This is a genomic window from Mycobacterium parmense (genome assembly GCF_010730575.1).
GTDB classification, from domain to species: Bacteria; Actinomycetota; Actinomycetes; order Mycobacteriales; family Mycobacteriaceae; genus Mycobacterium; species Mycobacterium parmense.
Window position 1 is genome coordinate 5784786 of the sequence record NZ_AP022614.1, and the last position, 26787, is coordinate 5811572.

Sequence of the window (26787 nt, forward strand, 5' to 3'; positions counted from 1 at the left end):
GAAAGGACCACCAGACCCATGGCTATCTTCCTGACCCGCGACAACAAGGTCGTCGTCCAGGGCATCACCGGCTCGGAGGCCACCAAGCACACCGCGCGGATGCTGGCGGCCGGCACCCAGATCGTGGGCGGTGTCAACGCCCGCAAGGCCGGCACCACCGTCGCGCACAAGAACGTCGACGGTGACCCGATCGAGCTGCCGGTGTTCGGCAGCGTCGTCGAGGCGATGGAGAAGACCGGCGCCGACGTGTCGATCGTCTTCGTGCCGCCCGTCTACTCCAAGGACGCCATCATCGAGGCCATCGACGCCGAGATTCCGCTGCTGGTGGTGATCACCGAGGGGATTCCGGTGCAGGACAGCGCCTATTGCTGGGCGTACAACCTGCAGAAGGGCGGCAAGACCCGCATCATCGGGCCGAACTGTCCCGGCATCATCACCCCCGGGCAGGCGCTGGCCGGCATCACGCCCGCCAATATCAGCGGGCCCGGCCCCGTCGGGTTGGTGTCTAAGTCCGGCACACTGACCTACCAGATGATGTACGAGTTGCGCGACTTCGGGTTCTCGACGTCCATCGGCATCGGCGGCGACCCGGTGATCGGCACCACCCATATCGACGCCATCGAGGCGTTCGAGAAGGACCCCGAGACGAAGCTCATCGTGATGATCGGCGAGATCGGCGGCGACGCCGAGGAGCGCGCGGCCGATTACATCAAGGCGAACGTGTCCAAGCCGGTCGTCGGCTACGTCGCGGGATTCACCGCTCCCGAGGGCAAAACGATGGGGCATGCCGGCGCCATCGTGTCCGGCTCCTCGGGTACGGCGGCCGCCAAGAAGGAGGCCCTGGAGGCGGCCGGCGTGAAGGTCGGCAAGACGCCTTCGGAGACCGCCGCGCTGGCCCGCGAGATCCTCAAGTCACTCTAGGGTTTCGCCCCGATTTGGGTCGCGGGGTTCCGCGGTACATAGTGGAGCTATGAATCTCGATCCGAACACCCCGGTCGTCGTCGGCGTCGGGCAGTTCACCGAGCGCATCGAGGACTCCGGCTACCGCGGGATGTCGTCGGTCGAGTTGGCGACGGCGGCGGCGCGAGCCGCGCTGCACGACTGCGGCGCCGAGGCCACTGCCGTCGCCGCGGCGATCGACACCGTCGCCGCGATCCGGCAGTTCGAGCTCTCCGGTCGCACTCCGGCGCCGATGGGCAGGTCGAACAACTACCCGCGGTCGGTGGCCAAGCGGATCGGTGCCGCACCGGCCCGCGCGATCCTCGAGCCGATCGGTGGCCAGGGCCCCCAGCATCTGGTCACCGAGTTCGCCGGTGTCATCGCCTCGGGTGCGGCGGAGGTCGTGCTGATCTTCGGCTCCGAAAACACATCCAGCATCCGGTATTTCGCCGACCGGGACAAACCGGATCATTCCGATTCGGTCGAGGGGTCGCTGGAGGACCGGGGTCTGGGTTACGAAGGTCTGTTCGACGACTACACCGTCGCCCACGGCCTGATCGGGGCGCCGGCTCAGTACGGGCTGCTGGAGAACGCGCGGCGCGCGCGGCTGGGCTTGAGCGTCGCCGACTACCGGCGCCAGATGGGTGAGCTGTTCGCCCCCTTCACCAAGGTGGCGGCCAAGAACCCGTTCGCGTCCTCCCCGGTGGAGCGCAGCGTCGACGAGCTCATCACCGTGACCGCGTCCAATCGGATGATCTGCGACCCGTACCCGAGGCTGTTGTTGGCCCGTGACCAGGTCAACCAGGGCGCCGCCGCGCTGCTCATGTCGGTGGCCGCCGCCCGCCGGCTCGGCGTGCCCGAGGAGCGCTGGGTGTTCCTGCACGGCCACGCCGACATGGTGGACCAGCCGCTGCTGGACCGCGCCGACCTGACGTTCAATTCGGCCTCGGTGCTGGCGGTCGGGGAGGCGCTCGCCGGGGCCGGCATCGGGATCGACGACGTCAGTACCTTCGACCTCTACAGCTGCTTTCCGGTGCCGGTGTTCAACTTCTGCGACGGCATGAGGGTGGCTACCGACGATCCGCGCGGGCTGACGCTCACCGGCGGGCTGCCCTACTTCGGCGGCCCGGGCAACAACTATTCACTGCACGGCATCGCCGAGACGGTCAGCGAGATGCGCGACCTGCCCGGGCAATTCGGCCTGGTCGCCGCCAACGGCGGGATCATGAGCAAGTACTCCGTCGGCGTGTACTCGACCACGCCGGTGAACTGGAAGCCCGACAACAGCGCCGCGCTGCGCGCCGAGGTCGCCGCCCGCCCCAGGACGCCGGTGACCGTGAAGGCCGACGGTCCGGCGACCATCGAGACCTACACCGTGCGCTACGACTGGCCGGTGCGCACCGGCATCGTCGTCGGCCGCCTCGACGACGACGGCAGCCGCTTCCTGGCTGTGACCGAGGACCCCGAGCTGGTCGGGCTGCTCAGCGACGGCGAGCCGCTCGGGGCGCCGATCGTCGTGCGGCCGACGGAAAAGGACAACCGGGCCGCGCCGGCCTGAGCCTCACACGAGAGCCGCTAGTTTGCCCGCCAACCGCTCCACGTAGGCGGCGACCTCGTCCTCGGGCTTGTCCGGCAGCCCGAACAGCACCTCGGTCACCCCCAGCTGCGCCCAGCGCGCCAGCTTCTCGGGCACCGGCTTGAAGTCCAGCGCCACGATCTGCGGCGCGCCCTCGCGGCCCGCGGCGGCCCAGGTGTCCTGCAGCAGCTTCACCGGTTCGTCGATGTCGAAGTCGCGCGGCGTGGTGATCCAGCCGTCGGCGCTGCGGGCGATCCACTTGAAGTTCTTCTCGTTGCCGGCCGCGCCCACCAGCACCGGGATGTGCGGTTGCACGGGCTTCGGCCACGCCCAGCTGGGCCCGAATTTGACGAACTCACCGTCGTAGGCGGCTTCCTCCTCGGTCCACAGGGCGCGCATCGCTTCAAGGTATTCGCGCAGGCAGGTGCGGCGCCGTCCGGCGGGTACGCCGTGGTCGGCGAGCTCGTCGGTGTTCCACCCGAACCCGACCCCAAGGCTGACCCGCCCGCCGGACAGGTGGTCGAGGGTGGCGATGCTTTTCGCTAGAGTGATCGGGTCGTGTTCGACGGGCAGCGCGACCGCGGTGGACAGTCGCACCCGGGAGGTGACGGCGCAGGCGGCGCCCAGGCTCACCCACGGGTCCAGTGTCCGCATGTAGCGGTCGTCGGGCAGCGACGCGTCGCCCGTGGTGGGGTGGGCCGCCTCGCGCTTGATCGGGATGTGCGTGTGTTCCGGCACGTAGAAGGTCGTGAAACCGTGGTCGTCGGCAAGCTTCGCGGCTGCCGTCGGAGAGATGCCGCGATCGCTGGTGAAAAGCACAAGCCCGTAATCCATGGACAGAATTAGAACGTGTTCTACCTGCGTTCGGCAAGCAGCCCGGGCTCGGGAGCTTTCGCCGCAGGCGCGTCGCGGGCCCCGCGGGCCCGGCAGGTGGCCCCGGTCGGCAAACGCGGGTGTGCGCTAGCGTGGTTTGGACGAGTCATCCGGGGGAGCGCAGCGTCGGGTCGCGCTGTGGCGCCGCCATGACAGCCCGAGGCACTGGAAGCAACAGGAGGAGTCATGACCTACTCGCCCGGTAGTCCCGGCTATCCACCCGCGCAGCCCGGCGGCTCCTACGCGAGCTCCCCACCGTCGTTCGCCAAGGACGACGACGGCAAGAGCAAGCTGCCGCTGTACTTGACCGCGGCGGTGGCCGCGCTCGGGTTCGTGGCCTATCTCGCGAGCTTCGGGCCGATGATCACCATCGGCACCGAAGCCGGGCCGGCCCCGGCCGCCGAGGTGTCGGGTGCAGGAGTGTCCCTGGCCGTGGTCGCGGCCCTGTTGGCCGGACTGATGGCCGCCATGAGCCTGGTGCCGAAGGCCAGGACCCACGTGGGCGTCATCGCGGCGGTCGCGTCGCTGGGCGCGCTGCTGCTGATATCCGACATGGTCAACGCCGGAAGCGGCGTCACCATCGGCTGGGGGCTCTGGTTGGTGCTGGTGGCCAGCGTCTTCCAGGCCATGGTCGCCATCGCGGCCGTGCTGTTGGACGCGGGCGTGATCACGGCGCCGACGCCGCGGCCGAAGTACGACCCGTACTCGCAGTACGGTCAGTACCCCCAGTACTCGCAATACGGCCAGCAGTCCTACTACGGTCAGCCCAGTGGTCAGCCCAGTGGTCAGCCCAGTGGTCAGCCCGGCGTGCAGCAGCACCCGGGTCAGCACCAGTCCCCGCAGCACACCGGCTACGGGTCGCAATACGGCGGCGGCTACCCCTCGGGCCAGTGCTCGGCGCCCCCGTCGACCGGCGGATTCGCGGCCCACTCCGGGCCGCAGCCCGCGGCGCAGCAGCAAGGGCCCAACACGCCTCCCACCGGGTTCCCGAGCTTCAGCCCCCCGCCGTCCGCCGGCGCCGGTTCCGATGCGCCGACGACGGAGTACTCGGCGCAGGGCGGTGGGCAGCAGGGCGCGGGCCACGAGCAGCAGTCGTCGTCGGGTCCCGCGCCGTCCTGACCGTGTCCTCTCGCGCCTAGTCGGGGACATGCGCAAGAGTGACACGGGTGGAAGACAACCGGGCGGCGGGAGCGCGCCAGGCGCGTGACCTCGTCAGGGTCGCGTTCGGCCCGGCAGTGGTGGCGTTGGTCGTCATCGCGGCCGTCACGTTGCTCCAGTTGCTGATCGCCAACAGCGACATGACGGGCGCGCTGGGCGCCATCGCCAGCATGTGGCTCGGCGTGCACCAGGTGCCGATCTCGATCGGCGGCCGCGAACTGGGCGTCATGCCGCTGCTGCCGGTCCTGTTGATGATCTGGGCCACCGCGCGCAGCACGGCGCGGGCCACCTCGGCGTACTCGTCCTGGCTGGTGGTGCGCTGGGTCGTCGCGTCGGCGCTGGGGGGGCCGCTGCTGATCGCGGCGATCGCCCTGGCGGTCATCCAGGACGCGTCATCGGTGATCACCGAGCTGCAAACCCCCAGCGCGCTGCGCGCGTTCACCAGCGTGCTGGCGGTGCACGCCATCGGGGCCGCGATCGGCGTGTGGTCGCGGCTGGGGCGACGGGCGCTGGCCGCCTCGCCGCTGCCGAATTGGCTGGGTGATTCCCTGCGTGCGGCGTTCGCGGGCGTGCTGGCGCTGACCGGGCTGTCCGGCCTGGTGACGGCCGGGTCGCTGGTGGTGCACTGGTCGACGATGCAGGACCTCTTCGGCATCACCGACTCGATCTTCGGTCAGTTCAGTCTCACGCTGCTCTCGGTGCTCTACGTGCCCAACGTCATCGTCGGCACGGCGGCGATCGCGGTCGGCTCGAGCGCCCATCTCGGCTTCGCGACCTTCAGTTCGTTCACCGTCTTCGGCGGCGACATCCCCGCGCTGCCGATCCTGGCCGCCACGCCGCGGCCCCCGCTGGGCCCGGTGTGGGTGGCGCTGCTGATCGTGGGGGCCTCGTCGGGCGTGGCGGTCGGGCAGCAATGTGCCCGGCGTGCACTGCCTTTCGTTTCGGCCATGGCCAAGCTCCTGGTCGCCTCGGCCGCCGGCGCGCTGGCGATGTCGGTGCTGGCCTACGGGGGCAGCGGCCGGCTGGGCAATTTCGGCCACGTCGGCGTCGACCAGGGCACGATGCTGGTGGGCGTCTTCTTCTGGTTCGCGGTCGTGGGATGTGTGACCGTGGTGATGACCGGCGGGATCAGGCCGGTGCGCCTGAAAAGGCCCGGGCGGGCGCGGCCCAGACCCGCCCCGCCCGCGGCTGCGGCCGAGCCGGCGGATTTCGCGCAGATGTTCACCGAGCCGGACGCCGAGCCCGAAACCGGGGTGCCCGGAACGGGGGTGCCCGGAACCGGGGTGCCCGACAGCGCGGCGGTCGGCATCCCCGTCGATCGGGATGCGCCGACCACCGGCGACGACGACGGCGCCGCCCCGTCCGGGGAACCGGAGCCGAGCACCGCCGACCGCGATTCGACGGACTGAATCGGCCGCGGCCGCGTGCGCGGCCGCCGGCGTCGCCCGACTAGGCTTCCGCTGTGCCCGAACCGCTCCGCGTGCCCCCCAGCGCACCGGCGCGAGTGGTGGTGCTGGCGTCGGGCACCGGGTCGCTGCTGCGCAGCCTGCTGGACGCCGCGGTAGGTGACTACCCGGCGCGGATCGTGGCCGTCGGCGTGGACCGTGCCTGTCCGGCCGCTGAGATCGCCGCCGCGGCAACGGTGCCCACCTTCACCGTCCGTCTCGGCGACCACCCCGACCGGGACGCGTGGGATGCGGCCATCACGGAGGCCACCGCCGCGCACCGGCCCGACCTCGTCGTGTCGGCCGGCTTCATGAAAATCCTTGGCCCGCAATTTCTGTCGCGTTTCCCGGGACGCACCCTGAACACCCATCCCGCGCTGCTGCCGGCCTTCCCGGGCGCCCACGGGGTCGCCGACGCCCTGGCCTACGGTGTCAAGGTGTCCGGCTGCACGGTGCACCTGGTCGACGCCGGCACGGACACGGGACCCATCGTGGCCCAGGAGCCAGTTGCAGTGCTCGACGACGACGATGTGGGTAGTTTGCATGAACGCATCAAGGTCGTGGAACGGCGGCTGCTGGTAGACGCGGTGGCCGCGATCGCGACGCGCGGAGTGACCTGGACGGGACGAAAGGCGACCTTGGGATGAGCACCGCATGAGCACCGACGATTGGCGTGACAGGGCGAGAAGGCCGATCCGCCGCGCACTGATCAGCGTGTACGACAAGTCCGGGCTGATCGAGCTCGCCCGGGGGCTGACGGAGGCGGGCGTCGAGATCGTCTCGACCGGATCGACGGCAAAGACCATCGCCGACAAGGGGATTGCGGTCACCCGCGTCGAGGAGCTGACCGGGTTCCCCGAGGTGCTCGACGGGCGGGTCAAGACGCTGCACCCGCGGGTGCATGCCGGGCTGCTGGCCGACCTCCGCAAGCCCGAACACGTGGCGGCGCTCGAGCAACTCGGGGTCGCGGCCTTCGAACTCGTCGTCGTCAACCTGTATCCGTTCAGCGAGACCGTCGATTCGGGGGCGAGCATCGACGAATGCGTCGAGCAGATCGACATCGGCGGGCCGTCGATGGTGCGGGCGGCCGCGAAAAACCATCCCAGCGTCGCGGTGGTCACCGATCCGCGCGGGTACGACGGGGTGCTCGCCGCCGTGCGGCACGGCGGATTCACCCTCGCCGAGCGCAAGACGCTGGCGGCGTTGGCGTTCGCGCACACCGCGGACTACGACATCGCCGTCGCGAGCTGGATGCAGACCACCCTTGCCCCCGAGCACCCGCCGACCACCTTCCCGAAGTGGTTGGGCCGCAGCTGGCGCCGCTCGGCGATGTTGCGCTACGGCGAGAACCCGCACCAGCAGGCCGCCCTCTACGCCGACCCCGGCGCCTGGCCCGGGCTGGCACAGGCCGAGCAGCTGCACGGCAAAGAGATGTCCTACAACAACTTCACCGACGCGGACGCGGCGTGGCGGGCCGCCTTCGACCACGAACAGACGTGCGTGGCGATCATCAAGCACGCCAACCCGTGCGGGATCGCGATCTCGTCGGTGTCGGTCGCCGATGCGCATCGCAAGGCCCACGAATGCGACCCGCTGAGCGCCTTCGGCGGTGTGATCGCCGCCAACACCGAGGTCAGCGTCGAGATGGCCGACTACGTGAGCACCATCTTCACCGAGGTGATCGTCGCACCGGCCTACGCGCCCGGCGCCCTGGACGTCTTGACGCGCAAGAAGAACATCCGGGTCCTGGTCGCCTCGGAGCCGCTCACCGGCGGCACGGAGCTGCGCCCGGTCAGCGGTGGTCTGCTGGCGCAGCAGCGCGACGAGCTCGACGCGCACGGGGACAACCCGGCCAACTGGACGTTGGCCACGGGCGACCCGGCCGACCCGGCGACGCTGACCGATCTGGTCTTCGCGTGGCGGACGTGCCGCGCGGTCAAGTCGAACGCGATCGTGATCGCCGCGGACGGCGCCACCGTCGGGGTGGGGATGGGTCAGGTCAACCGGGTCGACGCCGCCCGGCTGGCCGTCGAACGAGGGAACGTGCGCGGCGACCGGGTCCGTGGCGCCGTGGCCGCCTCGGACGCGTTCTTCCCGTTCCCCGACGGACTCGAGACGCTCACCGCGGCGGGGGTCAAGGCGGTGGTGCATCCGGGCGGTTCGGTGCGCGACGACGAGGTGACCGCGGCGGCCGCCGGCGCCGGCATCACCCTCTACCTGACCGGCGCTCGCCACTTCGCCCATTGAGGCCCATTGAGGCCCAATGCGGCCCCATGAGGCCCATTGAGGCCCAATGCGGCCCAATGAGAGCGCCGGAGGCGGCGTCTCGGCGTCGGCCGCGTGACCGTGCGCCGAATCGCGCTCGGTGACCCGGTGACGTGTCGATGAGCCCGCGTGCAAGAGCGCATGCAACCCCTTATGCGACGTGGTCCACATGACGCATGTCGACAACGGTCGTAGCGTGGAGTGGTGACGACACCGAGCCATCTGCCCCGAACCGTCGGCGAACTGCGCGCCACCGGTCACCGTGAACGCGGAGTCAAGCAGGAACTCCGGGAGAACCTTCTGACGGCGCTGGCCGCCGGAGACGAGGTATGGCCCGGAATCCTTGGATTCGACGAGACCGTGCTGCCGCAGCTGGAACGCGCACTCATCGCAGGTCACGACTTCGTTTTGCTGGGCGAGCGCGGTCAGGGCAAGACGCGCCTGCTGCGCGCGCTGGTCGGGCTGCTCGACGAGTGGACCCCGGTGATCGCCGGGGCCGAACTCGGCGAGCATCCCTATTCGCCGATCACCCCGGAGTCGATCCGCAAGGCCGCCACCCTCGGCGACGACCTGCCGATCGAGTGGCGGCACCGCAGCGAGCGCTACACCGAGAAGCTGGCCACCCCCGACACCAGCGTGGCCGACCTGGTCGGCGACATCGACCCGATCAAGGTCGCCGAGGGCCGCAGCCTGGGCGACCCGGAGACCATCGCCTACGGCCTGATCCCGCGGGCGCATCGCGGCATCGTCGCGGTCAACGAGCTACCCGACCTCGCCGAGCGCATCCAGGTGTCGATGCTCAACGTGATGGAGGAGCGCGACATCCAGGTCCGCGGTTACACGCTGCGCCTGCCGCTGGATGTGCTGGTGGTAGCCAGCGCCAACCCGGAGGACTACACCAACCGCGGGCGCATCATCACCCCGCTCAAGGACCGGTTCGGCGCCGAGATCCGCACCCACTATCCGCTCGAGCTCGACGCGGAGGTGGGCGTCATCGTGCAGGAGGCGCACCTGAGCGCGCAGGTGCCCGACTACCTGATGCAGGTGATCGCGCGGTTCGCCCGCTATCTGCGCGACTCCAACTCCGTAGACCAGCGCTCCGGCGTCTCGGCGCGGTTCGCGATCGCGGCGGCCGAGACCGTCGCGGCGTCCGCGCGGCACCGCGGCGCGGTTCTCGGGGAGACGGACCCGGTGGCGCGGGTGGTCGACCTCGGCACGGTGATCGCCGTCTTGCGCGGCAAGCTGGAGTTCGAGTCCGGCGAGGAGGGCCGCGAGCAGGCCGTGCTCGAGCACCTGTTACGCCGCGCGACCGCGGACACCGCGTCGCGGGTCCTCGGTGGCATCGACGTCGGATCGCTGGTGAGCGCGGTCGAGGGCGGTGCGGCGGTCACGACGGGCGAGCGCGTGTCGGCCAAGGACGTGCTGGCCGCCGTTCCGGGTCTGCCGGTGGTGGACAAGATCGCGACCAAGCTGCACGCGCAATCCGAAGGCGAGCGCGCCGCGGCGCTCGAACTGGCGCTGGAGGCTTTGTATCTGGCCAAGCGCATCGACAAGGTCTCCGGGGAAGGTCAGACCATTTATGGCTAGCTCTTCTGCCAAGGGACACTCGTCGCGGTACTCGGCGTACACCGGCGGGCCCGACCCGTTGGCTCCCCCGGTGGACCTGCGCGAGGCGCTCGAGCAGATCGGTCAGGACGTGATGGCCGGCACGTCGCCGCGCCGCGCCCTGTCCGAACTGCTGCGACGCGGCACCAAGAACATGACCGGCGCCGACCGGCTGGCCGCCGAAGCGAACCGGCGTCGACGGGAGTTGTTGCGGCGCAACAACTTGGACGGCACTCTGCAGGAGATCAAGAAGCTGCTCGACGACGCGGTCCTGGCCGAGCGCAAGGAGCTGGCCCGCGCACTGGACGACGACGCCCGATTCGGCGAGCTGCAGCTCGACGCGCTGCCGGCCTCGCCGGCCAAGGCCGTCCAGGAGCTCTCGGACTACGACTGGCGCAGCGCCGAGGCGCGCGAAAAGTACGAGCAGATCAAGGATCTGCTCGGCCGCGAGATGCTCGACCAGCGCTTCTCCGGCATGAAGCAGGCACTCGAGGGCGCCACCGACGAGGACCGCCAGCGCGTCAACGACATGCTCAACGACCTCAACGAGCTGCTGGACAAGCACGCGCGCGGCGAGGATACGCAGCAGGATTTCGAGAACTTCATGGACAACCACGGGGAGTTCTTCCCGGAGAATCCCCGCAACGTCGACGAGCTGCTGGACTCGCTGGCCAAGCGTGCCGCCGCCGCACAACGCTTCCGCAACAGCCTGAGCCCGGAGCAGCGGGCCGAGCTGGATGCTTTGGCGCAGCAGGCTTTCGGCTCGCCGGCGTTGATGCAGGCGCTGGATCGGCTGGACGCGCACCTGCAGGCGGCGCGGCCCGGTGAGGACTGGACCGGTTCGGAGCAGTTTTCGGGTGACAACCCGTTCGGCATGGGTGAGGGGGCGCAGGCGATGTCCGACGTCGCCGAGCTCGAGCAGCTGGCCGAGCAGCTGTCGCAGAGCTACCCGGGCGCGACCATGGACGACGTCGACCTCGACGCGCTGGCCCGCCAACTCGGTGACCAGGCAGCCATCGACGCCCGGACCCTCGCGGAGCTGGAACGCGCTCTGGTCAACCAGGGCTTCCTGGATCGTGGCTCCGACGGCCAGTGGCGGCTCTCGCCCAAGGCCATGCGCCGGCTGGGCGAGACGGCGTTACGCGATGTGGTGCAACAACTTTCCGGCCGGCGCGGCGACCGCGACCATCGGCGCGCCGGAGCCGCCGGCGAGCTGACCGGCGCGACCCGGCCATGGCAATTCGGTGACACCGAACCGTGGAACATCTCCCGCACGCTCACCAACGCCGTGCTGCGGCAGGCGGGGACGGCCACCCTGGACGGGTCGGCTCCCGTGCTGAAGATCACGGTCGACGACGTCGAGGTCTCCGAGACCGAGACGCGCACCCAGGCCGCGGTCGCGCTGCTGGTCGACACGTCGTTCTCGATGGTGATGGAGAACCGCTGGCTGCCGATGAAGCAGACGGCGCTGGCGCTCAACCATCTGGTGTGCACCCGGTTTCGCTCGGATGCCCTGCAGATCGTCGCGTTCGGCCGTTACGCCCGCACGGTGACGGCCGCGGAGCTCACCGGCCTCGAGGGGGTCTACGAGCAGGGCACCAACCTGCACCACGCGCTCGCGCTGGCCTGCCGGCATCTGCGCCGCCACCCGAATGCGCAGCCCGTCGTGCTCGTGGTCACCGACGGTGAGCCGACCGCCCACCTGGAGGATTTCGACGGTGACGGTTCTTCGGTGTTCTTCGACTACCCGCCGCATCCGCGGACCATCGCCCACACCGTGCGCGGTTTCGATGAGGTGGCCCGCCTCGGCGCGCAGGTGACCATCTTCCGCCTGGGCAGCGACCCGGGCCTGGCGCGGTTCATCGACCAGGTCGCCCGGCGCGTCGAAGGCCGCGTCGTGGTTCCCGACCTCGACGGTCTCGGCGCGGCAGTGGTCGGTGACTACCTGCGGTCCCGGCGCCGCCGGTAGTCAGACGCGCGGGGCCGCGGGTAGGTCGCCGCGGATAGGTCTGCGCCCCACCGGGTACAGGAGTCCAGAAGGAGGAGAGGCATGAGCAACGTTCCCGCGATCGAACTCAACGACGGCAACCGAATCCCGCAGCTGGGTTTCGGCGTCTTCCAGATCCCGCCCGACCAGACCGCCGCGGCGGTCAAGGAAGCCCTCGACATCGGATACCGGCACATCGACACCGCCGAGATGTACGGAAACGAAAAGGAAGTGGGCCAGGGCATCCGCGACGCGGGTGTCGACCGCAGCGAGGTGTTCGTCACCAGCAAGCTGAACAACGGCTACCACAAGCCCGACGACGCGCGCCGCGCGTTCGACGAGACGCTCAAGGCGCTGGGCTCCGATTACGTCGACCTGTTCCTCATCCACTGGCCGCTGCCCACGCTCTACGGCGGCGACTTCGTCTCGACGTGGAAGGTGTTCGAGGAGTTCGCCCGCGACGGGCGCGCCCGCAGCATCGGGGTCTCGAATTTCCAGCCGGCACACCTGGATCGGCTCGCCGCCGAGACCAGCACGGTTCCGTCGGTCAATCAGATCGAGGTGCACCCGTACTTCGCCAACGAGGACGTCCGAGCCTACGGGCTCGCGCACGGCATCGCCACCGAGGCGTGGTCGCCGATCGCTCAGGGCAAGGTGCTCGGCGACCCGGTGATCGAACGCGTCGCCGAAGCCCACGGCAAATCTCCGGCACAGGTGGTGCTGCGCTGGCACATTCAGCGCGGCGACATCGTGTTCCCCAAGTCGGTGACCCCGCAACGGGTGAAGTCGAACTTCGAGCTGTTCGACTTCGAGCTCGACGGCTCGGAGATGGACGCGATCTCGAAATTGGACAAGGGGGAGGCGGGCAGGACCGGGCCTCACCCGGACAAGTTCGACTACATTCCCGATCAGAAGTGAGCGAGCGCTAGGGGCGCGGGCTGCGGGGCTTGCGCTTGATGCCCACGCCGCCCCACAGCGAGAAGCCGTGGATCTTCACCTTGGGCGCGCCCGGCGCGCCCGGGGTGGAGACCTCGCGGTCGAACCCGCCCATCACCCCGCGGCCATGGATCTCGACGTTGACTTCCGGGGGCAGCAGGATGTTCTGCACGCCCATGATCGAGACCGCGTGGATCTCGACCTCGGTCGAGGTGAAGTCGGCGTAGCGCAGGTCCAGCACGCCGCTGCCCCACAGCGTGAAGGCGGTCAGCTTCTTCGGCACGTTCCAGCGGCCGCGCCGCTCGAATCCGCTGAGCATGGCGAGCAACAGCGTCGACGGCGCCGGGTTCTGCTTTCCGCCGCGGCGCAGGTTCACCGGGGCGCCCACCAGATCGGCCCTGAGCTGATCCAGCTCCTTGTACGTCGTGGCCGCGTAGGCCCTGGTCAATCGGTCTTCGTAGTCCTTGAGCTGCAGGCGGCCCTGCTCAGCCGCGTAAGCCAGCAACTGCGCGATCTGGATGCGATCCGTGTCGGCCGCCCGCGACGATTCGTCGCGCGTCTCCTTCGCATCACGCTGCGCTGAGTTGCTCATCATCCACGAGCGTACGACGTCCACGATTTGCTGCAAGAGACTTCGCTAAACTGCAACCAAGCTCGTCGCCGCGCGATCGTTCACTTCGAGCGCGCCCAGCTCGGCGGGCGCTTCTGCAGGAACGACAGCATGCCCTCGCGGGCTTCCTCGGACACGAACAACCGGGCCGACTCCTGCGCCAGGCGTTCGGTGTCGCGGTCGAAGCCCTCCAGCACCGCGGCCGTGGTCAAAGCCTTCGACGCCGCCAGCCCCTGCGGCGAGCCGCGGCCCACGTCGGCGACGATCTCGCCCACCGCGGCGTCCACATCGTCGGCCGCCATCGTGATCAAGCCGATCTCCGCGGCCGTGTGCGCGTCGAAGGTGGCACCCGTCAGGTAGTAGCGCGCCGCGGCGCGCGCCGACAACTTCGGCAACAGCGTCAGCGAGATGATCGCCGGTGCGACGCCGATGCGCGCTTCGGTCAGCGCGAACGTGCTGCGCGGTCCGGCGACCACGATGTCGCAGGCGCCGACCAGACCGAAGCCTCCGGCGCGCACGTGTCCGTCGATGGCACCGATCACCGGCAGCGGCGACGAGACGATGGCACGCATCAGCGCGGCCATTTCCCGGGCCCGCGCGGCGGCCGCGTCGTATGCCGATGGTGGCGGCCCGCTTCCCCCGGCCTCGCTGAGGTCCGCGCCTGCGCAGAACGTGCCGCCGGTGTGGCCCAGCACCACCGCCCGCACGTCCTGATCCGCCGCGGCGTCACGCAGCCCCTGGTGCAGCTGACCGACGAGCGCGGTGGACAGGGCGTTGCGGTTGTGGGGCGAGTTGAGCAGCAGCCGCGCGTAAGGGCCGTTGGTCGCGGACGGCCCGAGGTAGTCGACGAGCTTGTCCATCAGCAGGCTCAGTAGCTTCGGGGCAGGCCGAGCGATGTCTGAGCCACGAAGTTCAGCACCATCTCGCGGCTGACCGGGGCGATCCGGCCCAGCCGGGCCGAGGCCAACATGGCGGCGACGCCGTACTCCTTGGTCAGCCCGTTGCCGCCCATCGACTGCACGGCCTGGTCTACCGACCGCGTCGCCGCCTCTGCCGCAGCGTATTTGGCCATGTTGGCGGCCTCGGCGGCGCCGGCGTCGTCGCCGCCGTCGTAGAGCGTCGCGGCCTTCTGCATCATCAGCTTGGCCAGCTCGACCTCGATGTGACACTGCGCCAACGGATGCGACAAACCCTGGTGCGTGCCGATCGGTGCGCCCCAGACCTGACGGGTCTTGACGTAGTCGGCGGCCTTGCTCAGCGCGAATCGCCCCATGCCCACCGAACTGGCCGCGCCCATGATCCGTTCGGGGTTCAGCCCGGCGAAAAGCTGCGCGATGGCGGCGTCCTCGGCGCCGACCAGCGCGTCGGCGGGCAACCGGACGTCGTCGAGGAACACCTGGAACTGACGTTCGGGGCTGATCAGCTCCATGTCGATCGCGGTATAGCTGAAGCCGGGCGCGTCGGTGGGCACCACGAACAGCGCCGGGCGCAGCTTGCCGGTCTTGGCCTCCTCCGTGCGGGCGACCACGAGGACGGCCTGAGCCTGGTCGATGCCCGAGATGTAGACCTTCTGGCCCTTCAAGATCCAGTCGCCGCCGTCGCGGCGGGCCGTGGTGGTGATCTTGTGCGAGTTGGATCCCGCGTCGGGTTCGGTGATCGCGAACGCCATCGTCAGCGTGCCGTCGGCGATCCCGGGGATCCAGCGCTTCTTCTGCTCCTCGGTGCCGAACTTGCTGATGATGGTCCCGTTGATGGCGGGCGAGACCACCATCAGCAGCAGCGCGCTGCCCGCGGCCGCCATCTCCTCCATGACCAGCGACAGCTCGTACATGCCGGCGCCCCCGCCGCCGTACTCCTCGGGAAGGTTCACCCCCAAAAAGCCGAGCTTTCCTGCCTCCGACCACAATTCGTCGGTGTGTTCGTGCGCGCGCGCCTTCTTCAGGTAGTACTCGCTGCCGTAGTTGGCGGCCCACGCGGCCACCGACTTGCGCAGCGCCCTGCGCTCTTCGCTTTCGATGAAGCTGGTGTCGGTCATGTGTGATCTCCTCCTTTGTCGGGCGCGTCGACTCGTGCCAGGACGGCGCCCACTTCGACTTGCTGCCCGGTGCTGACGTTGAGCTCGGCGAGCACGCCGTCGGTCGGTGCGGTGATGGTGTGCTCCATCTTCATCGCCTCCAGCCAGATCAGGGGCCTGCCGGCCGTTACCGTGTCACCCAGGGCGGCTCCGAGCCGGATCACGTTGCCGGGCATGGGCGCCACCAGCGATCCCTTCTCGACGGCCGATCCCGGTTCCGGGAAGCGGGGTACCGCGACCAGGTGAACGGGCCCGCGCGCCGAATCGACGTAGATGTCGTCTCCGTGGCGGACAACCGCGAAGCTGCATGCCACGCCGTCGGCGTCGGCCAGGACGACCTGGCCGGGCGCAGCGGTGACGAGCCGTATCGACTCGTCACCGGCGAATACCAAACCCGCTCTGGTGAATCGGTATTCGACGCGGTGCTCGGTGCTCTCGTCGTCGCGGTAGGTTTTGACCTGATAGCCCGACGGCAGGTTGCGCCACCCGCTGGGGACCGGGCCCAACACCTTGGCGCTCGCGCGGTTGTGCGCGGCGTCGGCAAGCGCGGCCGCCACCGCCGAGGATCGAACCGTCGTGGCGTCGGCCAGCGGGGCGGACAGGACCGCCAGATCATGGGTGTCGAAAAACGCGGTTTCGGTGGCGCCTTCGAGGAAAGCCGGATGCCGCAGCACGTTGACCAGAAGGTCGCGGTTGGTGCGCAACCCGTGCAGGCGGGTGCGGGCCAGCCCGTCCGCCAGAACCAGCGCCGCCTGCCGGCGGGTCGGGGCGTACGAGATGACCTTGGCGAGCATGGGATCGTAGTGGATCGACACCGTGGACCCGTCGGCGATACCGGAATCGAGCCGGATTCCGGTGCGCTGTCCCAGCGAGTCGAATTGCGCCCGGACCGCGGGCACGTCGATGGTGTGGACGGTTCCTGCCTGCGGCTGCCAGCCGCGGGCCGGGTCTTCGGCGTAAAGCCGCGCCTCGATCGAGTGTCCCTGCGCGGCAGGCGGCCGCGGATCGAGCCGGCCGCCGTCGGCGACCGACAGTTGCAGCTCGACCAGATCGAGCCCGGTGGTCTCCTCGGTGACCGGGTGCTCGACCTGAAGCCGGGTGTTCATCTCCAGGAAGTAGAACTCCCCGTCATCGTCGGCGAGGAACTCGACCGTCCCGGCCCCCGTGTAGCCGATCGCGGCGGCGGCGAGTCGCGCGGCGTCGAAAAGCCTGTCGCGCATGCCCGGGGTGCGTTCGACCAAGGGCGCGGGCGCCTCCTCGATGATCTTCTGATGGCGTCGCTGAATCGAGCATTCCCGCTCGCCGACGGCCCATACGGTGCCGTGGGTGTCGGCCATGACCTGAACCTCGATGTGATGCCCGGTCGGCAGGTAGCGCTCGCAGAACACCGTGGGGTCGCCGAAGGCGGACTGCGCCTCGCGCCGCGCGGCTTCGACTTCGCCCGGCAGTGAGGATAATTCGCGTACCACGCGCATGCCGCGGCCACCACCGCCCGCGGACGCTTTGACCAACACGGGCAGCTGCGCCTCGTTGACGGCGCCGGGATCGAGCTCATCGAGCACCGGAACCCCGGCCGCGGACATCAACTTCTTGGACTCGATCTTGGAGCCCATCGCCCGCACCGCGTCGACGGGCGGCCCCACCCAGGTCAGACCCGCGCTCTGCACGGCGGCGGCGAACTCGGCGTTCTCCGAGAGGAATCCGTAGCCCGGGTGCACCGCGTCGGCGCCTGCGGCGCGCGCGGCGGCGATGATGGCCTCGGCGTTCAAATAGCCTTTGACCTCCGCCAGCAGCACTCGGGCATCGGCCTCGGCGACGTGCGGCGAATCCTTGTCCGGTTCGGTGTAGACGGCGACGGTGCCCAGGCCGAGGCGCCGGCAGGTGGCGAACACGCGGCGGGCGATCTCGCCGCGGTTGGCGACCAGAACTCTAGTGATCGGCATACGGTTCACATCCTGAAGACGCCGAAGTTCGACGTCCCCTCGATCGGGCCATTGGCAATGGCGGACAGACACATTCCCAGCACGGTGCGGGTGTCGCGCGGATCTATCACCCCGTCGTCGTAGAGCATCCCGGACAGCACGAGCGGCAGCGACTCGGCTTCGATCTGGCCTTCGACGGCGGCCCGCATTGCGGCGTCGGCCTCCTCGTCGACCTGGTGGCCGCGGGCCTCGGTCGCCGCGCGATTGACGATCGAGAGCACGCCGGCCAGTTGCGCGCCGCCCATCACCGCGGATTTGGCGCTGGGCCAGGCGAACAGGAACCTCGGGTCATAGGCGCGCCCGCACATGCCGTAATGGCCCGCGCCGTACGATGCGCCGATGAGCAGCGAGAGGTGCGGCACGGTCGAATTGGACACGGCGTTGATCATCATCGAGCCGTGCTTGATCATGCCGCCTTCCTCGTAATCCTTGCCCACCATGTAGCCGGTGGTGTTGTGCAGGAACAACAGCGGCGTGTTCGACCGGTTGGCCAGCTGGATGAATTGGGTGGCCTTCTGCGACTCCTCGCTGAACAGCACGCCGCGCGCGTTGGCCAGAATGCCCAGCGGGTAGCCGTGCAGCCGGGCCCAGCCGGTCACCAGCGACGAGCCGTACAGCGGCTTGAACTCGTCGAAGTCGGACCCGTCGACGATGCGGGCGATCACCTCGCGGGGATCGAACGGGATGCGCAGATCCGGTGGCACGATGCCGATCAGCTCCTCGCCGTCGAACAGCGGCTCGGTGACCGGCGCCGGAGCCGGCCCCTTCTTGACCCAGTTCAGCCGCGCCACGATGCGGCGACCGATCCGGATCGCATCGACCTCGTCGACGGCGAAGTAGTCCGCCAAGCCCGAGACGCGGGCGTGCATTTCGGCCCCGCCCAGGGACTCGTCGTCGGACTCCTCGCCGGTGGCCATCTTGACCAGCGGGGGACCGGCGAGAAACACCTTCGACCGTTCCTTGATCATGACCACGTGATCGGACATGCCGGGCACGTAGGCGCCACCCGCGGTGGAGTTGCCGAAAACCAGGGCAACGGTCGGGATCCCGGCCGCCGACAGCCGGGTGAGGTCGCGGAACATCTGTCCGCCCGGGATGAAGATCTGCTTCTGGGTGGGCAGGTCCGCCCCGCCGGATTCCACCAGCGAGATCACCGGAAGCCGGTTCTCTAACGCGATCTGGTTGGCGCGCAATATTTTTCGCAGTGTCCACGGGTTGCTGGTGCCGCCCTTGACCGTCGGGTCGTTGGCGACGATCATGCACTCCACGCCGCACACGACGCCGATGCCGGTGACGGTGCTGGCGCCGACCTTGAAGTCGCTGCCCCAGGCCGCCAGCGGGCTCAGTTCAAGGAACGGCGAATCCGGGTCGACCAGAAGCTCGATCCGCTCGCGGGCGGTCAGTTTGCCGCGCGCGTGGTGTCGATCGACGTATTTCGAGCCACCGCCCGCCAGCGCCTCGGCGAGCGCGAGGTCGATCTCGGCGAGCTTGGTCTGCGCAGCGGCGGCCGCCTCGGCGAAGGTGGGCGCCTTGGGGTCCAGCGTGGACTTCAGTGTCGTCACGGTTGGTATCCCAGCGTTTTCGCGGCGAGCGCGGTGAGGATTTCGGTGGTTCCGCCGCCGATGCCCAGGATCCTCATGTCCCGGTATTGGCGTTCGACTTCGCATTCGGTCATGTAGCCCATGCCGCCGAACAGCTGAACGGCTTGGTGGGCCACCCATTCCCCGGCCTCGACGGCGGTGTTCTTCGCGAAGCACACCGGCGCGATCAGGTTGGTCTCGCCGGCCAGCTGGCGCTCGACGACATTGCGCGCGTAGACCCGGGCGACGTCGATGCGGCGCGCCATCTCGGCCAGGGTGTTCTGCACCGACTGGCGTGATATCAGCGGACGGCCGAACGTCTCTCGGTCGCGGCACCATTGGACGGTCAGGTCCAGGCAGCGCTGGGCGCTCGAATACGCTTGTGCGGCAAGCCCGATACGCTCCGCGACGAACGCCTGGGCGATCTGGAGGAAGCCGCTGTTCTCCGCTCCCACCAGGTTGGCCGCCGGGACCCGTGCGTCGACGAACGACAGCTCCGCGGTGTCCGATGACCGCCATCCCATCTTGTCCAGCTTGCGGGTCACCCCGAAACCGGGCGTGCCCTTCTCGACCACCAGCAGCGACACCCCGGCCGCCCCCGGGCCGCCGGTGCGCACGGCCGTGACGACGTAGTCGGCGCGCACGCCCGAGGTGATGTAGGTCTTGGCGCCGTTGACCACGTAGTGATCCCCGTCCCGGACCGCCGCGGTGCGCAGATGCCCGACGTCCGAGCCGCCGCCGGGTTCGGTGATCGCGAGCGCGCCGATCTTGGCCCCGGACAGCGTCGGCCGCACGAACTCGTCGATCAGCCGGGCGTCATCGGAGGCGATCATGTGCGGCACCGCGATCCCGCAGGTGAACAGCGACGCGAACACACCTCCCGGCGCGCCCGCCCGGTGTACTTCCTCGCAGATGACCACCGAGTCGGCGCCGTCTCCGCCGCCGCCCCCGACCGCCTCGGGAAAGCCCGCACCCAGCAGCCCGGCTGCACCGGCGCGCCGGTGCAGGTCGCGGGGCAGCTCGCCGACGCGCTCCCACTGCTCGACGTTGGGCAGGATCTCGCGTTCGGCGAAGGAGCGCACCGTCTTTCGCAGCTGGTCGCGCTCGGGTGTGGTCCAGATGTTCACAGCAACCTCTCCGGGATGTCGACGTGGCGGCTGCGCAGCCATTCCCCCAGCCCCTTGGCCTGGGGGTCGAATCGCGCTTGGTAGGCGACACCTTGACCAAGGATTCCCTCGATGACGAAGTTCACCGCGCGCAGGTTCGGCAGGACATGCCGGGTGACGTCGAGCTCGGCCGCCTCGGGCAGCAACTCCTTGAGCAGTTCGACGGTCAAGGTGTTGGCCAGCCAGCGCCATTGGTCGTCGGTCCGCACCCACACCCCGACGTTCGCCGATCCGCCCTTGTCGCCGCTGCGGGCTCCGGCGATGCGGCCCAGCGGCGCCCTGCGCACCGCAGCGGCTGCGAGCGCATCCGGCAGGGCCGGTGCGTCGGCGTCTTCGAGCGCCAACGTCTCGGTGGCGCAGGGGATGACGCTTCGCGTCCCGTCGGCGTGCACGGCAACGTGCGACACCATCGTCGCGTCGACGTAGCCGGCGGTGAACACACCGTAGACCTGGCCGTCACCCGGCGGCGCGGTCACGTGGAACCCCGGATAGCTGGCGAGTGCCAATTCCACTGCAGCCGAGGAGAATTGACGCCCGACATTCGCGGGATCGGGGTCGCGCACGACACAGTGCAGGAGGGCGCTCGCGGCCTCCTCGGTGTCGGCGTCGGGGTGGTCGGTGCGGGCCAGCGACCACTGCAGCTCGGTCGGCTTGACGGTGAGCGCGGCCTCGAGTTGCCGGCGCACCAGCTCGGCCTTCGCGGCGATGTCGAGTCCCGTGAGCACGAACGTCATCGCGTTGCGGAACCCGCCGATGCTGTTCAGCGAGACCTTCAGCGTGGGCGGCGGGGGTTCGCCGATGACGCCGCTGATGCGCACGCGGTCGGGGCCGTCGGTGCTCAGCGTGACGGTGTCCATCCGCGCGGTGACGTCCGGGTTGGCATAGCGCGCCCCGGTGATTTCGTAGAGGAGTTGCGCGGTCACCGTGTCGATGTCGACGCGACCGCCCGTGCCCGGGTGTTTGGTGATCACCGACGAGCCGTCGGCGCTCACCTCGGCCAGCGGGAAACCGGCGTGGGTGAGGTCGGGTATCTCGGTGAAGAAGGAATAGTTGCCGCCGGTGGCCTGGACCCCGCACTCGATGACGTGGCCGGCGACCACCGCCCCCGCGAGTCGGTCGTAGTCGTTGCGCCCCCAGCCGAAGTGCGCCGCCGCCGCCCCGACGATCACCGAGGCGTCGGTCACCCGTCCGGTGACCACGACGTCGGCCCCGCCGTCGAGGCAGTCGACGATTCCCCAGGCGCCGAGGTAGGCGTTGGCGGTCAGCGGCGTACCCAGTCCCAGTTCCGCGGCGCGCGGCAGCAGGTCGTCTCCCTCGACGTGGGCGACCCGGGCGCCCACGCCGAGGCGCTCGGACAGGGCGCGTATCGCGTCGGCGAGCCCGGCCGGGTTGAGACCGCCGGCGTTGGCGACGATGCGGACGCCACGGTCGCAGGCTTCGCCCAGGCAGGTCTCGAGCTGGGTGAGAAAGGTTTTGGCGTAGCCGCGCTCGGGGTGCTTGAGGCGGTCGCGGCCCAGGATGAGCATGGTCAGTTCGGCCAGGTAGTCGCCGGTGAGGTAGTCGACGTCGCCGCCGGCGAGCATCTCGCGCATCGCCGACAGCCGGTCGCCGTAGAAGCCCGAGCAGTTCGCGATGCGCACGGGGCCCGGACGCTTCGAGGGACCCGCAGCTGAGGCCATTTGCGCCTCCTCCATTCAGGCGTCCACGGTCGGGCCGCAGACCGACCAACCAACCGGTAGGTTAGCGGGTGCCGACGGTGTCACGTCAAGGATCTCCTTCGCGCAGCCGGGTTGTCCGCAGGGGGGATCGGCGCCATTTTGGCGACCGGCCGTCCACCGACTATCCTGAGAGGCAATCGTCGCCCGTTCGGCCCACCGGCCATGCCGCGCGACATGCCGAATCGCTACCCAGACCGAGGAGTTAGGCCCGACCATGGCCGTACCCAAGCGCAGGATGTCGCGCGCAAACACCCGAAGCCGGCGCGCGCAGTGGAAGGCCACCAAGACCGAGCTCGTGGGTGTCACCGTGGCGGGCCAGAAGCACAAGGTGCCGCGCAGGCTGCTCAAAGCGGCGCGTCTCGGCCTCGTCGATCTGGACCGGCGCTGAGCTAATCTCGGCAAATATGCGGCGTGCCTCTCAGGGCGCTCTCAGGCGTTAGGGCGAGACTAGGGCCGTGCGGATACTTGTCGTCGACGACGATCGCGCGGTGCGTGAGTCGCTGCGCAGGTCACTTTCCTTCAACGGTTACTCGGTAGAGTTGGCCCATGACGGGGTCGAGGCCCTGGAGATGATTGCCGGCGATCGGCCCGACGCGCTTGTCCTCGACGTGATGATGCCGCGTCTGGATGGCCTCGAGGTGTGCCGCCAGCTGCGCAGCACTGGCGACGACCTGCCCATTCTGGTGCTCACCGCCCGCGACTCGGTCTCCGAACGGGTCGCGGGCCTCGACGCGGGCGCCGACGACTACCTGCCGAAGCCGTTCGCACTCGAAGAGCTGCTGGCGCGGATGCGGGCGTTGCTGCGCCGCACCAAGCCCGACGACGACGCCGAATCCGTGGCGATGAAGTTCTCTGATCTTTCCCTGGATCCCGTGACACGCGAGGTCACCCGCGGGCAACGTCAGATCAGCCTGACCCGCACCGAGTTCTCGCTGCTGGAGATGCTCATCGCCAATCCGCGGCGGGTGCTCACCCGCAGCCGCATCCTCGAAGAGGTGTGGGGGTTCGACTTCCCCACGTCGGGCAACGCTCTCGAGGTCTACGTCGGATACCTGCGCCGCAAGACCGAGGCCGATGGCGAGCCCCGCCTGATTCACACCGTGCGCGGCGTCGGCTACGTCCTGCGGGAGACGCCGCCGTGACGGCGCAAGAGCAACGATGATCGGGTCCCCCCGGCGCGGGCGCGCACCCCTGCGGGCTCCCAGCTCGTTGTCCCTGCGGTGGCGGGTGATGCTGCTGGCGATGTCGATGGTGGCGATGGTGGTGGTCCTGATGGCCTTCGCCGTCTACGCGGTGATCTCGGCCGCGCTGTACAGCGACATCGACAACCAGCTGCAGAGCAGGGCGCAGTTGCTGATCGCCAGCGGATCGCTGGCCGCCGACCCGGGCAAGGCCATCGAGGGCACGGCCTACTCCGACGTCAACGCGATGCTGGTGAACCCCGGCCACGCGATCTACACGGCGCAGCAGCCGGGCCAGACGCTGCCGGTCGGTTCCGCGGAGAAGGCCGTCATCCGCGGCGAGTTGTTCATGTCGCGGCGCACGGCCGGCGATCAGCGGATCCTTGCCATCCACCTGCCCAACGGCTGTTCGTTGCTGATCTCCAAGAGCCTCAAGCCGACCGAGGCGGTGATGCTGAAATTGCGCTGGGTGCTGCTGATCGTCGGTGGCATCGGCGTCGCGGTCGCCGCGGTGGCCGGCGGCATGGTCACCAGGGCAGGCCTGCGTCCCGTGGCCCGGCTGACCGAGGCCACCGAGCGGGTGGCCCGCACCGACGACCTGAGGCCCATTCCGGTGTTCGGCAGCGACGAATTGGCCAGGCTGACCGAGGCTTTCAACCTGATGCTGCGGGCGCTGGCGGAATCCCGGGAACGGCAGGCGCGGCTGGTCACCGATGCCGGGCACGAACTGCGCACCCCGCTGACCTCGCTGCGCACCAACGTCGAGCTGCTGATGGCGTCGATGGAACCGGGTGCGCCGCGGCTGCCCGAACAGGAGATGGCGGAGCTGCGTGCCGATGTGCTGGCGCAGATAGAGGAATTGTCAACGCTGGTAGGCGATTTGGTGGACCTCACTCGTGACGACGCCGGCCAGGTGGTGCACGAGACGGTCGACATGTCCGAGGTGGTCGACCGCAGTTTGGAGCGGGTCAGGCGGCGGCGCAACGACATTCACTTCGATGTCGAGGTGATCCCGTGGCAGGTGTACGGCGACGCCGCCGGGCTGTCGCGTGCGGTGTTGAACCTGCTGGACAACGCGGCCAAGTGGAGCCCGCCGGGCGCGCGTGTGGGCTTGACGATGCGGCAGCTGGACCCGTCGCACGCCGAGCTGGTGGTCGCCGACCACGGCCCGGGAATCCCGCCGCAGGAGCGTCGTCTGGTCTTCGAACGTTTCTACCGCTCAACGACGGCGCGTGCGATGCCGGGGTCGGGGCTGGGGCTGGCGATCGTCAAGAAGGTGGTGCTCAACCACGGTGGGCTGCTTCGCATCGAAGACACCGTGCCGGGAGGCCAGCCCCCGGGGACGTCCATCTACGTGCTGCTCCCCGGTCGCCCGGTGCCCATGTCGGATTACCCTGCGGGCTATCCGCTGCCCGGCGACGACACGGACTCGGTCGAAGAGGACACTCAGACCGACCCAGCGGTACCGATTGTCGGCGACATCGCGAATTCTCGGGAATCGGCGAACGTTGTCTCAGTGGACTCTCAGTCCGCGCGGGCAAGGTAGGTCTGCAGCTACTGTTGAGTCGAGCCGAGTCCAGCCCGACCGTATCCGAAATAGAGGAAGAGCGTCTTAGCGACATGACGAATGACCCGAGGTATTCGCCACCGCCGCAGCAGCCGGGGTATGGTCCCGCGCCCCATCAGCATGGGCCCGTCCCCGGCCACGCCGGCAACCCGCCCTACGCTCAGGGGCATCGGCAACCGTACAGCCAGCAGTTCGACTGGCGCTATCAGCCGCAGCAAAACCCCCAGTACCGCCAGCCCTACGAGCCGTTCGGTGGCCCCGGCCGCATGCCCGGCGGCTCCGGGACGGGCCCGATCAGCGGGGGCCCCACCGGCGGCGGTCCCGTTCCGGGCATGCTGCCCCCGATGCCGCCGCCGGGCCAAAAGAAGTCTCGCGCAGGGGCTCTGACCGCAGGCGCGCTGGCGATCGCGGTGGTTTCGGCCGGAATCGGCGGCGCCGCGGCGACGGCCGTCGAGCTCGGCACGCACTCGGCCACCATCAGTGGCGGCAGGGTGATCGCGGGGGGAGCCCCCAGCGTCCCCGCCGCCAACATGCCGCCGGGCAGTGTCGAACAGGTCGCCGCGAAGGTGGTGCCCAGCGTCGTCATGTTGGAGACCGACATGGGCCGCCAGTCCGAGGAGGGCTCCGGCATCATCTTGTCCGCCGACGGGCTGATCCTGACCAACAACCACGTCATCGCCGCCGCCAACCCGAAGGCGGCTCCCGGCGGCCCCGGCACACCCGGTGGACCTGCCGGCCCCACCGGCCCCGGGGGTCCGGGCGGCGGGCCGGGTGGGCCGGCGCCGAAGACGACCGTGACGTTCTCCGACGGTCGCACCGCACCCTTCACCGTCGTCGGCGCCGACCCCACGAGCGACATCGCCGTCATCCGGGTGCAGGGCGTATCCGGCCTCACCCCGATCTCGCTGGGCTCGTCGTCGGATCTGCGCGTCGGCCAGCCGGTCGTGGCCATCGGGTCACCGCTGGGTCTGTCGGGCACGGTGACCACCGGTATCGTCAGTGCCCTGAACCGGCCGGTGTCCACCACCGGCGAGTCGGGCAACCAGAACACGGTGCTCGACGCCATCCAGACCGACGCGGCGATCAACCCCGGTAACTCCGGCGGCGCACTGGTCAACATGAATGGCCAACTCGTAGGCGTGAATTCGGCGATCGCGACCCTGGGTGCCGACTCACCCGACGCGCAGAGCGGGTCCATCGGGCTCGGTTTCGCGATCCCGGTCGACCAGGCCAAGCGCATCGCCGACGAGTTGATCAGCACCGGCAAGGCGACGCACGCCTCGCTGGGCGTGCAGGTGACCAACGACAAGGGCAGCCCCGGCGCCAAGATCGTCGACGTCGTACAGGGCGGTGCCGCCGCGGCCGCCGGAGTGCCCAAGGGCGTGCTCGTCACGAAGGTCGACGACCGCCCGATCAACAGCGCGGACGCACTGGTTGCCGCCGTGCGCTCCAGAGCGCCCGGCGACAAGGTGTCATTGACCTTTCAGGACCCGGCCGGCGGCGGTAGCCGCACCGTGCAGGTCACCCTCGGCAAGGCGGATCAGTGATGAGACTCGATGAACCCTCGGCGACGGGGCTGTCGGAACTCGGTTATACGGTGGCACCCATGGAGACGGGTGCGGAATTGATGGTCGGCCGGGCGCTGGTCGTGGTCGTCGACGATCGCACCGCGCACGGGGACGAGGACCACAGCGGGCCGCTGGTTACCGAGCTGCTGACGGAAGCGGGATTCGTCGTCGACGGTGTGGTGGCGGTCGCGGCCGACGAGGTCGAAATCCGAAACGCGCTGAACACCGCGGTGATCGGCGGAGTAGACCTGGTGGTTTCGGTCGGCGGGACGGGCGTCACGCCGCGCGACGTCGCGCCGGAGGCGACGCGAGACATCCTGGACCGGGAGATCCTGGGCATCGCGGAGGCTATTCGGGCTTCGGGGCTGTCCGCGGGGATCATCGACGCCGGCTTGTCCCGCGGGCTGGCGGGCGTGTCCGGAAGCACGCTGGTGGTCAATCTCGCCGGTTCCCGCTATGCGGTGCGCGACGGGATGGCGACCCTGAACCCGCTGGCCGCCCAGATCATCGGGCAGCTGTCGAGCCTGGAGATCTGACCCGGCGGGCCCGCGCTCGGG

22 protein-coding genes are annotated in these 26787 nt (G+C 69.5%); 14 read left to right on the forward strand and 8 right to left on the reverse strand.

The window, feature by feature from the left end; all coding sequences use genetic code 11:
* Positions 1–18: 18 nt before the first annotated feature.
* Positions 19–921, forward strand: a complete 903-nt coding sequence (sucD, locus tag G6N48_RS26870) for a succinate--CoA ligase subunit alpha (RefSeq protein WP_085269842.1) — start codon at positions 19–21, stop codon at positions 919–921.
* A gap of 49 nt (positions 922–970) precedes the next feature.
* Complete coding sequence (locus G6N48_RS26875) at positions 971–2497, forward strand: acetyl-CoA acetyltransferase (protein WP_085269841.1); 1527 nt, start codon at positions 971–973, stop codon at positions 2495–2497.
* A 3-nt stretch (positions 2498–2500) separates the two neighbouring features.
* Here G6N48_RS26875 and G6N48_RS26880 read toward each other — a convergent pair whose 3' ends face one another.
* Entirely contained in the window at positions 2501–3349 is an 849-nt protein-coding gene (locus tag G6N48_RS26880; RefSeq protein WP_085269840.1) for an LLM class F420-dependent oxidoreductase, read from the reverse strand.
* A gap of 225 nt (positions 3350–3574) precedes the next feature.
* Here G6N48_RS26880 and G6N48_RS26885 point away from each other — a divergent pair, with 225 nt between their 5' ends.
* From G6N48_RS26885 to G6N48_RS26915, 7 genes are all read left to right on the forward strand, one after another.
* The gene (locus G6N48_RS26885; RefSeq protein ID WP_085269839.1) at positions 3575–4507 is read left to right on the forward strand and encodes a DUF5336 domain-containing protein; all 933 of its coding nucleotides are present in this window, start codon (positions 3575–3577) and stop codon (positions 4505–4507) included.
* Positions 4508–4554: 47 nt separating this feature from the next.
* Complete coding sequence (locus G6N48_RS26890; protein ID WP_085269838.1) at positions 4555–5955, forward strand: cell division protein PerM; 1401 nt, start codon at positions 4555–4557, stop codon at positions 5953–5955.
* A gap of 53 nt (positions 5956–6008) precedes the next feature.
* The gene (gene purN / locus G6N48_RS26895; RefSeq protein ID WP_085269837.1) at positions 6009–6638 is read left to right on the forward strand and encodes a phosphoribosylglycinamide formyltransferase; all 630 of its coding nucleotides are present in this window, start codon (positions 6009–6011) and stop codon (positions 6636–6638) included.
* Positions 6639–6645: 7 nt separating this feature from the next.
* Positions 6646–8238 (forward strand): bifunctional phosphoribosylaminoimidazolecarboxamide formyltransferase/IMP cyclohydrolase, encoded by a 1593-nt coding sequence (gene purH / locus G6N48_RS26900; RefSeq protein WP_085269836.1) that lies wholly within the window; start codon positions 6646–6648, stop codon positions 8236–8238.
* A gap of 219 nt (positions 8239–8457) precedes the next feature.
* Positions 8458–9843, forward strand: coding sequence for an ATP-binding protein (locus G6N48_RS26905; protein ID WP_085269835.1), 1386 nt, complete (start codon positions 8458–8460; stop codon positions 9841–9843).
* Positions 9836–11830, forward strand: coding sequence for a vWA domain-containing protein (locus G6N48_RS26910; protein WP_085269834.1), 1995 nt, complete (start codon positions 9836–9838; stop codon positions 11828–11830). The genes G6N48_RS26905 and G6N48_RS26910 overlap by 8 nt, the downstream gene beginning before the upstream one ends.
* An 81-nt stretch (positions 11831–11911) precedes the next feature.
* Entirely contained in the window at positions 11912–12766 is an 855-nt protein-coding gene (locus G6N48_RS26915) for an aldo/keto reductase (RefSeq protein WP_085269833.1), read from the forward strand.
* 7 nt (positions 12767–12773) lie between these two features.
* Here G6N48_RS26915 and G6N48_RS26920 read toward each other — a convergent pair whose 3' ends face one another.
* The 7 genes from G6N48_RS26920 to G6N48_RS26950 form a co-directional block, all read right to left on the reverse strand.
* Complete coding sequence (locus G6N48_RS26920) at positions 12774–13376, reverse strand: DUF1707 SHOCT-like domain-containing protein (RefSeq protein ID WP_163670925.1); 603 nt, start codon at positions 13374–13376, stop codon at positions 12774–12776.
* 80 nt (positions 13377–13456) lie between these two features.
* On the reverse strand, positions 13457–14254 hold the full coding sequence (locus G6N48_RS26925) for an enoyl-CoA hydratase family protein (RefSeq protein WP_085269831.1): 798 nt from the start codon (positions 14252–14254) through the stop codon (positions 13457–13459).
* An 8-nt stretch (positions 14255–14262) separates the two neighbouring features.
* On the reverse strand, positions 14263–15429 hold the full coding sequence (locus tag G6N48_RS26930) for an acyl-CoA dehydrogenase family protein (protein WP_085269830.1): 1167 nt from the start codon (positions 15427–15429) through the stop codon (positions 14263–14265).
* The gene (locus G6N48_RS26935) at positions 15426–17411 is read right to left on the reverse strand and encodes an acetyl/propionyl/methylcrotonyl-CoA carboxylase subunit alpha (RefSeq protein ID WP_085269829.1); all 1986 of its coding nucleotides are present in this window, start codon (positions 17409–17411) and stop codon (positions 15426–15428) included. Before G6N48_RS26935 ends, G6N48_RS26930 begins: the two co-directional genes overlap by 4 nt.
* 5 nt (positions 17412–17416) lie before the next feature.
* Positions 17417–19012, reverse strand: a complete 1596-nt coding sequence (locus tag G6N48_RS26940; protein ID WP_085269828.1) for an acyl-CoA carboxylase subunit beta — start codon at positions 19010–19012, stop codon at positions 17417–17419.
* Entirely contained in the window at positions 19009–20157 is a 1149-nt protein-coding gene (locus tag G6N48_RS26945) for an acyl-CoA dehydrogenase family protein (protein ID WP_085269827.1), read from the reverse strand. Before G6N48_RS26945 ends, G6N48_RS26940 begins: the two co-directional genes overlap by 4 nt.
* Positions 20154–21836, reverse strand: coding sequence for an acyclic terpene utilization AtuA family protein (locus G6N48_RS26950; RefSeq protein WP_139825833.1), 1683 nt, complete (start codon positions 21834–21836; stop codon positions 20154–20156). Before G6N48_RS26950 ends, G6N48_RS26945 begins: the two co-directional genes overlap by 4 nt.
* Positions 21837–22128: 292 nt before the next feature.
* Between G6N48_RS26950 and rpmF the strand changes: the two genes are divergently transcribed.
* The 5 genes from rpmF to G6N48_RS26975 all read left to right on the forward strand — a co-directional run bounded on the left by rpmF (position 22129) and on the right by G6N48_RS26975 (position 26766).
* Positions 22129–22302 (forward strand): 50S ribosomal protein L32, encoded by a 174-nt coding sequence (gene rpmF, locus G6N48_RS26955; protein WP_085269826.1) that lies wholly within the window; start codon positions 22129–22131, stop codon positions 22300–22302.
* A gap of 67 nt (positions 22303–22369) precedes the next feature.
* Positions 22370–23056 (forward strand): two-component system response regulator MprA, encoded by a 687-nt coding sequence (mprA, locus tag G6N48_RS26960; protein ID WP_085269825.1) that lies wholly within the window; start codon positions 22370–22372, stop codon positions 23054–23056.
* Positions 23057–23072: 16 nt separating this feature from the next.
* Positions 23073–24641: a HAMP domain-containing sensor histidine kinase gene (locus G6N48_RS26965; protein WP_085269824.1), complete on the forward strand. Its 1569-nt coding sequence runs from the start codon at positions 23073–23075 to the stop codon at positions 24639–24641.
* Between the two features lie 74 nt (positions 24642–24715).
* Positions 24716–26209, forward strand: a complete 1494-nt coding sequence (locus G6N48_RS26970; protein WP_085269823.1) for a S1C family serine protease — start codon at positions 24716–24718, stop codon at positions 26207–26209.
* A complete protein-coding gene (locus tag G6N48_RS26975) occupies positions 26209–26766 on the forward strand; it encodes a MogA/MoaB family molybdenum cofactor biosynthesis protein (RefSeq protein WP_085269822.1) in 558 nt (185 codons plus the stop codon). The genes G6N48_RS26970 and G6N48_RS26975 overlap by 1 nt, the downstream gene beginning before the upstream one ends.
* Positions 26767–26787: the final 21 nt, after the last annotated feature.

Coding starts and splice junctions, on each gene's coding strand:
- sucD (WP_085269842.1), top strand. CDS start 19: ATGGCTATCTTCCTGACCCGCGACAACAAGGTCGTCGTCCAGGGCATC.
- G6N48_RS26875 (WP_085269841.1), top strand. CDS start 971: ATGAATCTCGATCCGAACACCCCGGTCGTCGTCGGCGTCGGGCAGTTC.
- G6N48_RS26880 (WP_085269840.1), bottom strand. CDS start 3,349: ATGGATTACGGGCTTGTGCTTTTCACCAGCGATCGCGGCATCTCTCCG.
- G6N48_RS26885 (WP_085269839.1), top strand. CDS start 3,575: ATGACCTACTCGCCCGGTAGTCCCGGCTATCCACCCGCGCAGCCCGGC.
- purH (WP_085269836.1), top strand. CDS start 6,646: ATGAGCACCGACGATTGGCGTGACAGGGCGAGAAGGCCGATCCGCCGC.
- G6N48_RS26910 (WP_085269834.1), top strand. CDS start 9,836: ATGGCTAGCTCTTCTGCCAAGGGACACTCGTCGCGGTACTCGGCGTAC.
- G6N48_RS26915 (WP_085269833.1), top strand. CDS start 11,912: ATGAGCAACGTTCCCGCGATCGAACTCAACGACGGCAACCGAATCCCG.
- G6N48_RS26920 (WP_163670925.1), bottom strand. CDS start 13,376: ATGAGCAACTCAGCGCAGCGTGATGCGAAGGAGACGCGCGACGAATCG.
- G6N48_RS26925 (WP_085269831.1), bottom strand. CDS start 14,254: ATGGACAAGCTCGTCGACTACCTCGGGCCGTCCGCGACCAACGGCCCT.
- G6N48_RS26930 (WP_085269830.1), bottom strand. CDS start 15,429: ATGACCGACACCAGCTTCATCGAAAGCGAAGAGCGCAGGGCGCTGCGC.
- G6N48_RS26935 (WP_085269829.1), bottom strand. CDS start 17,411: ATGCCGATCACTAGAGTTCTGGTCGCCAACCGCGGCGAGATCGCCCGC.
- rpmF (WP_085269826.1), top strand. CDS start 22,129: ATGGCCGTACCCAAGCGCAGGATGTCGCGCGCAAACACCCGAAGCCGG.
- G6N48_RS26965 (WP_085269824.1), top strand. CDS start 23,073: ATGATCGGGTCCCCCCGGCGCGGGCGCGCACCCCTGCGGGCTCCCAGC.
- G6N48_RS26970 (WP_085269823.1), top strand. CDS start 24,716: ATGACGAATGACCCGAGGTATTCGCCACCGCCGCAGCAGCCGGGGTAT.
- G6N48_RS26975 (WP_085269822.1), top strand. CDS start 26,209: ATGAGACTCGATGAACCCTCGGCGACGGGGCTGTCGGAACTCGGTTAT.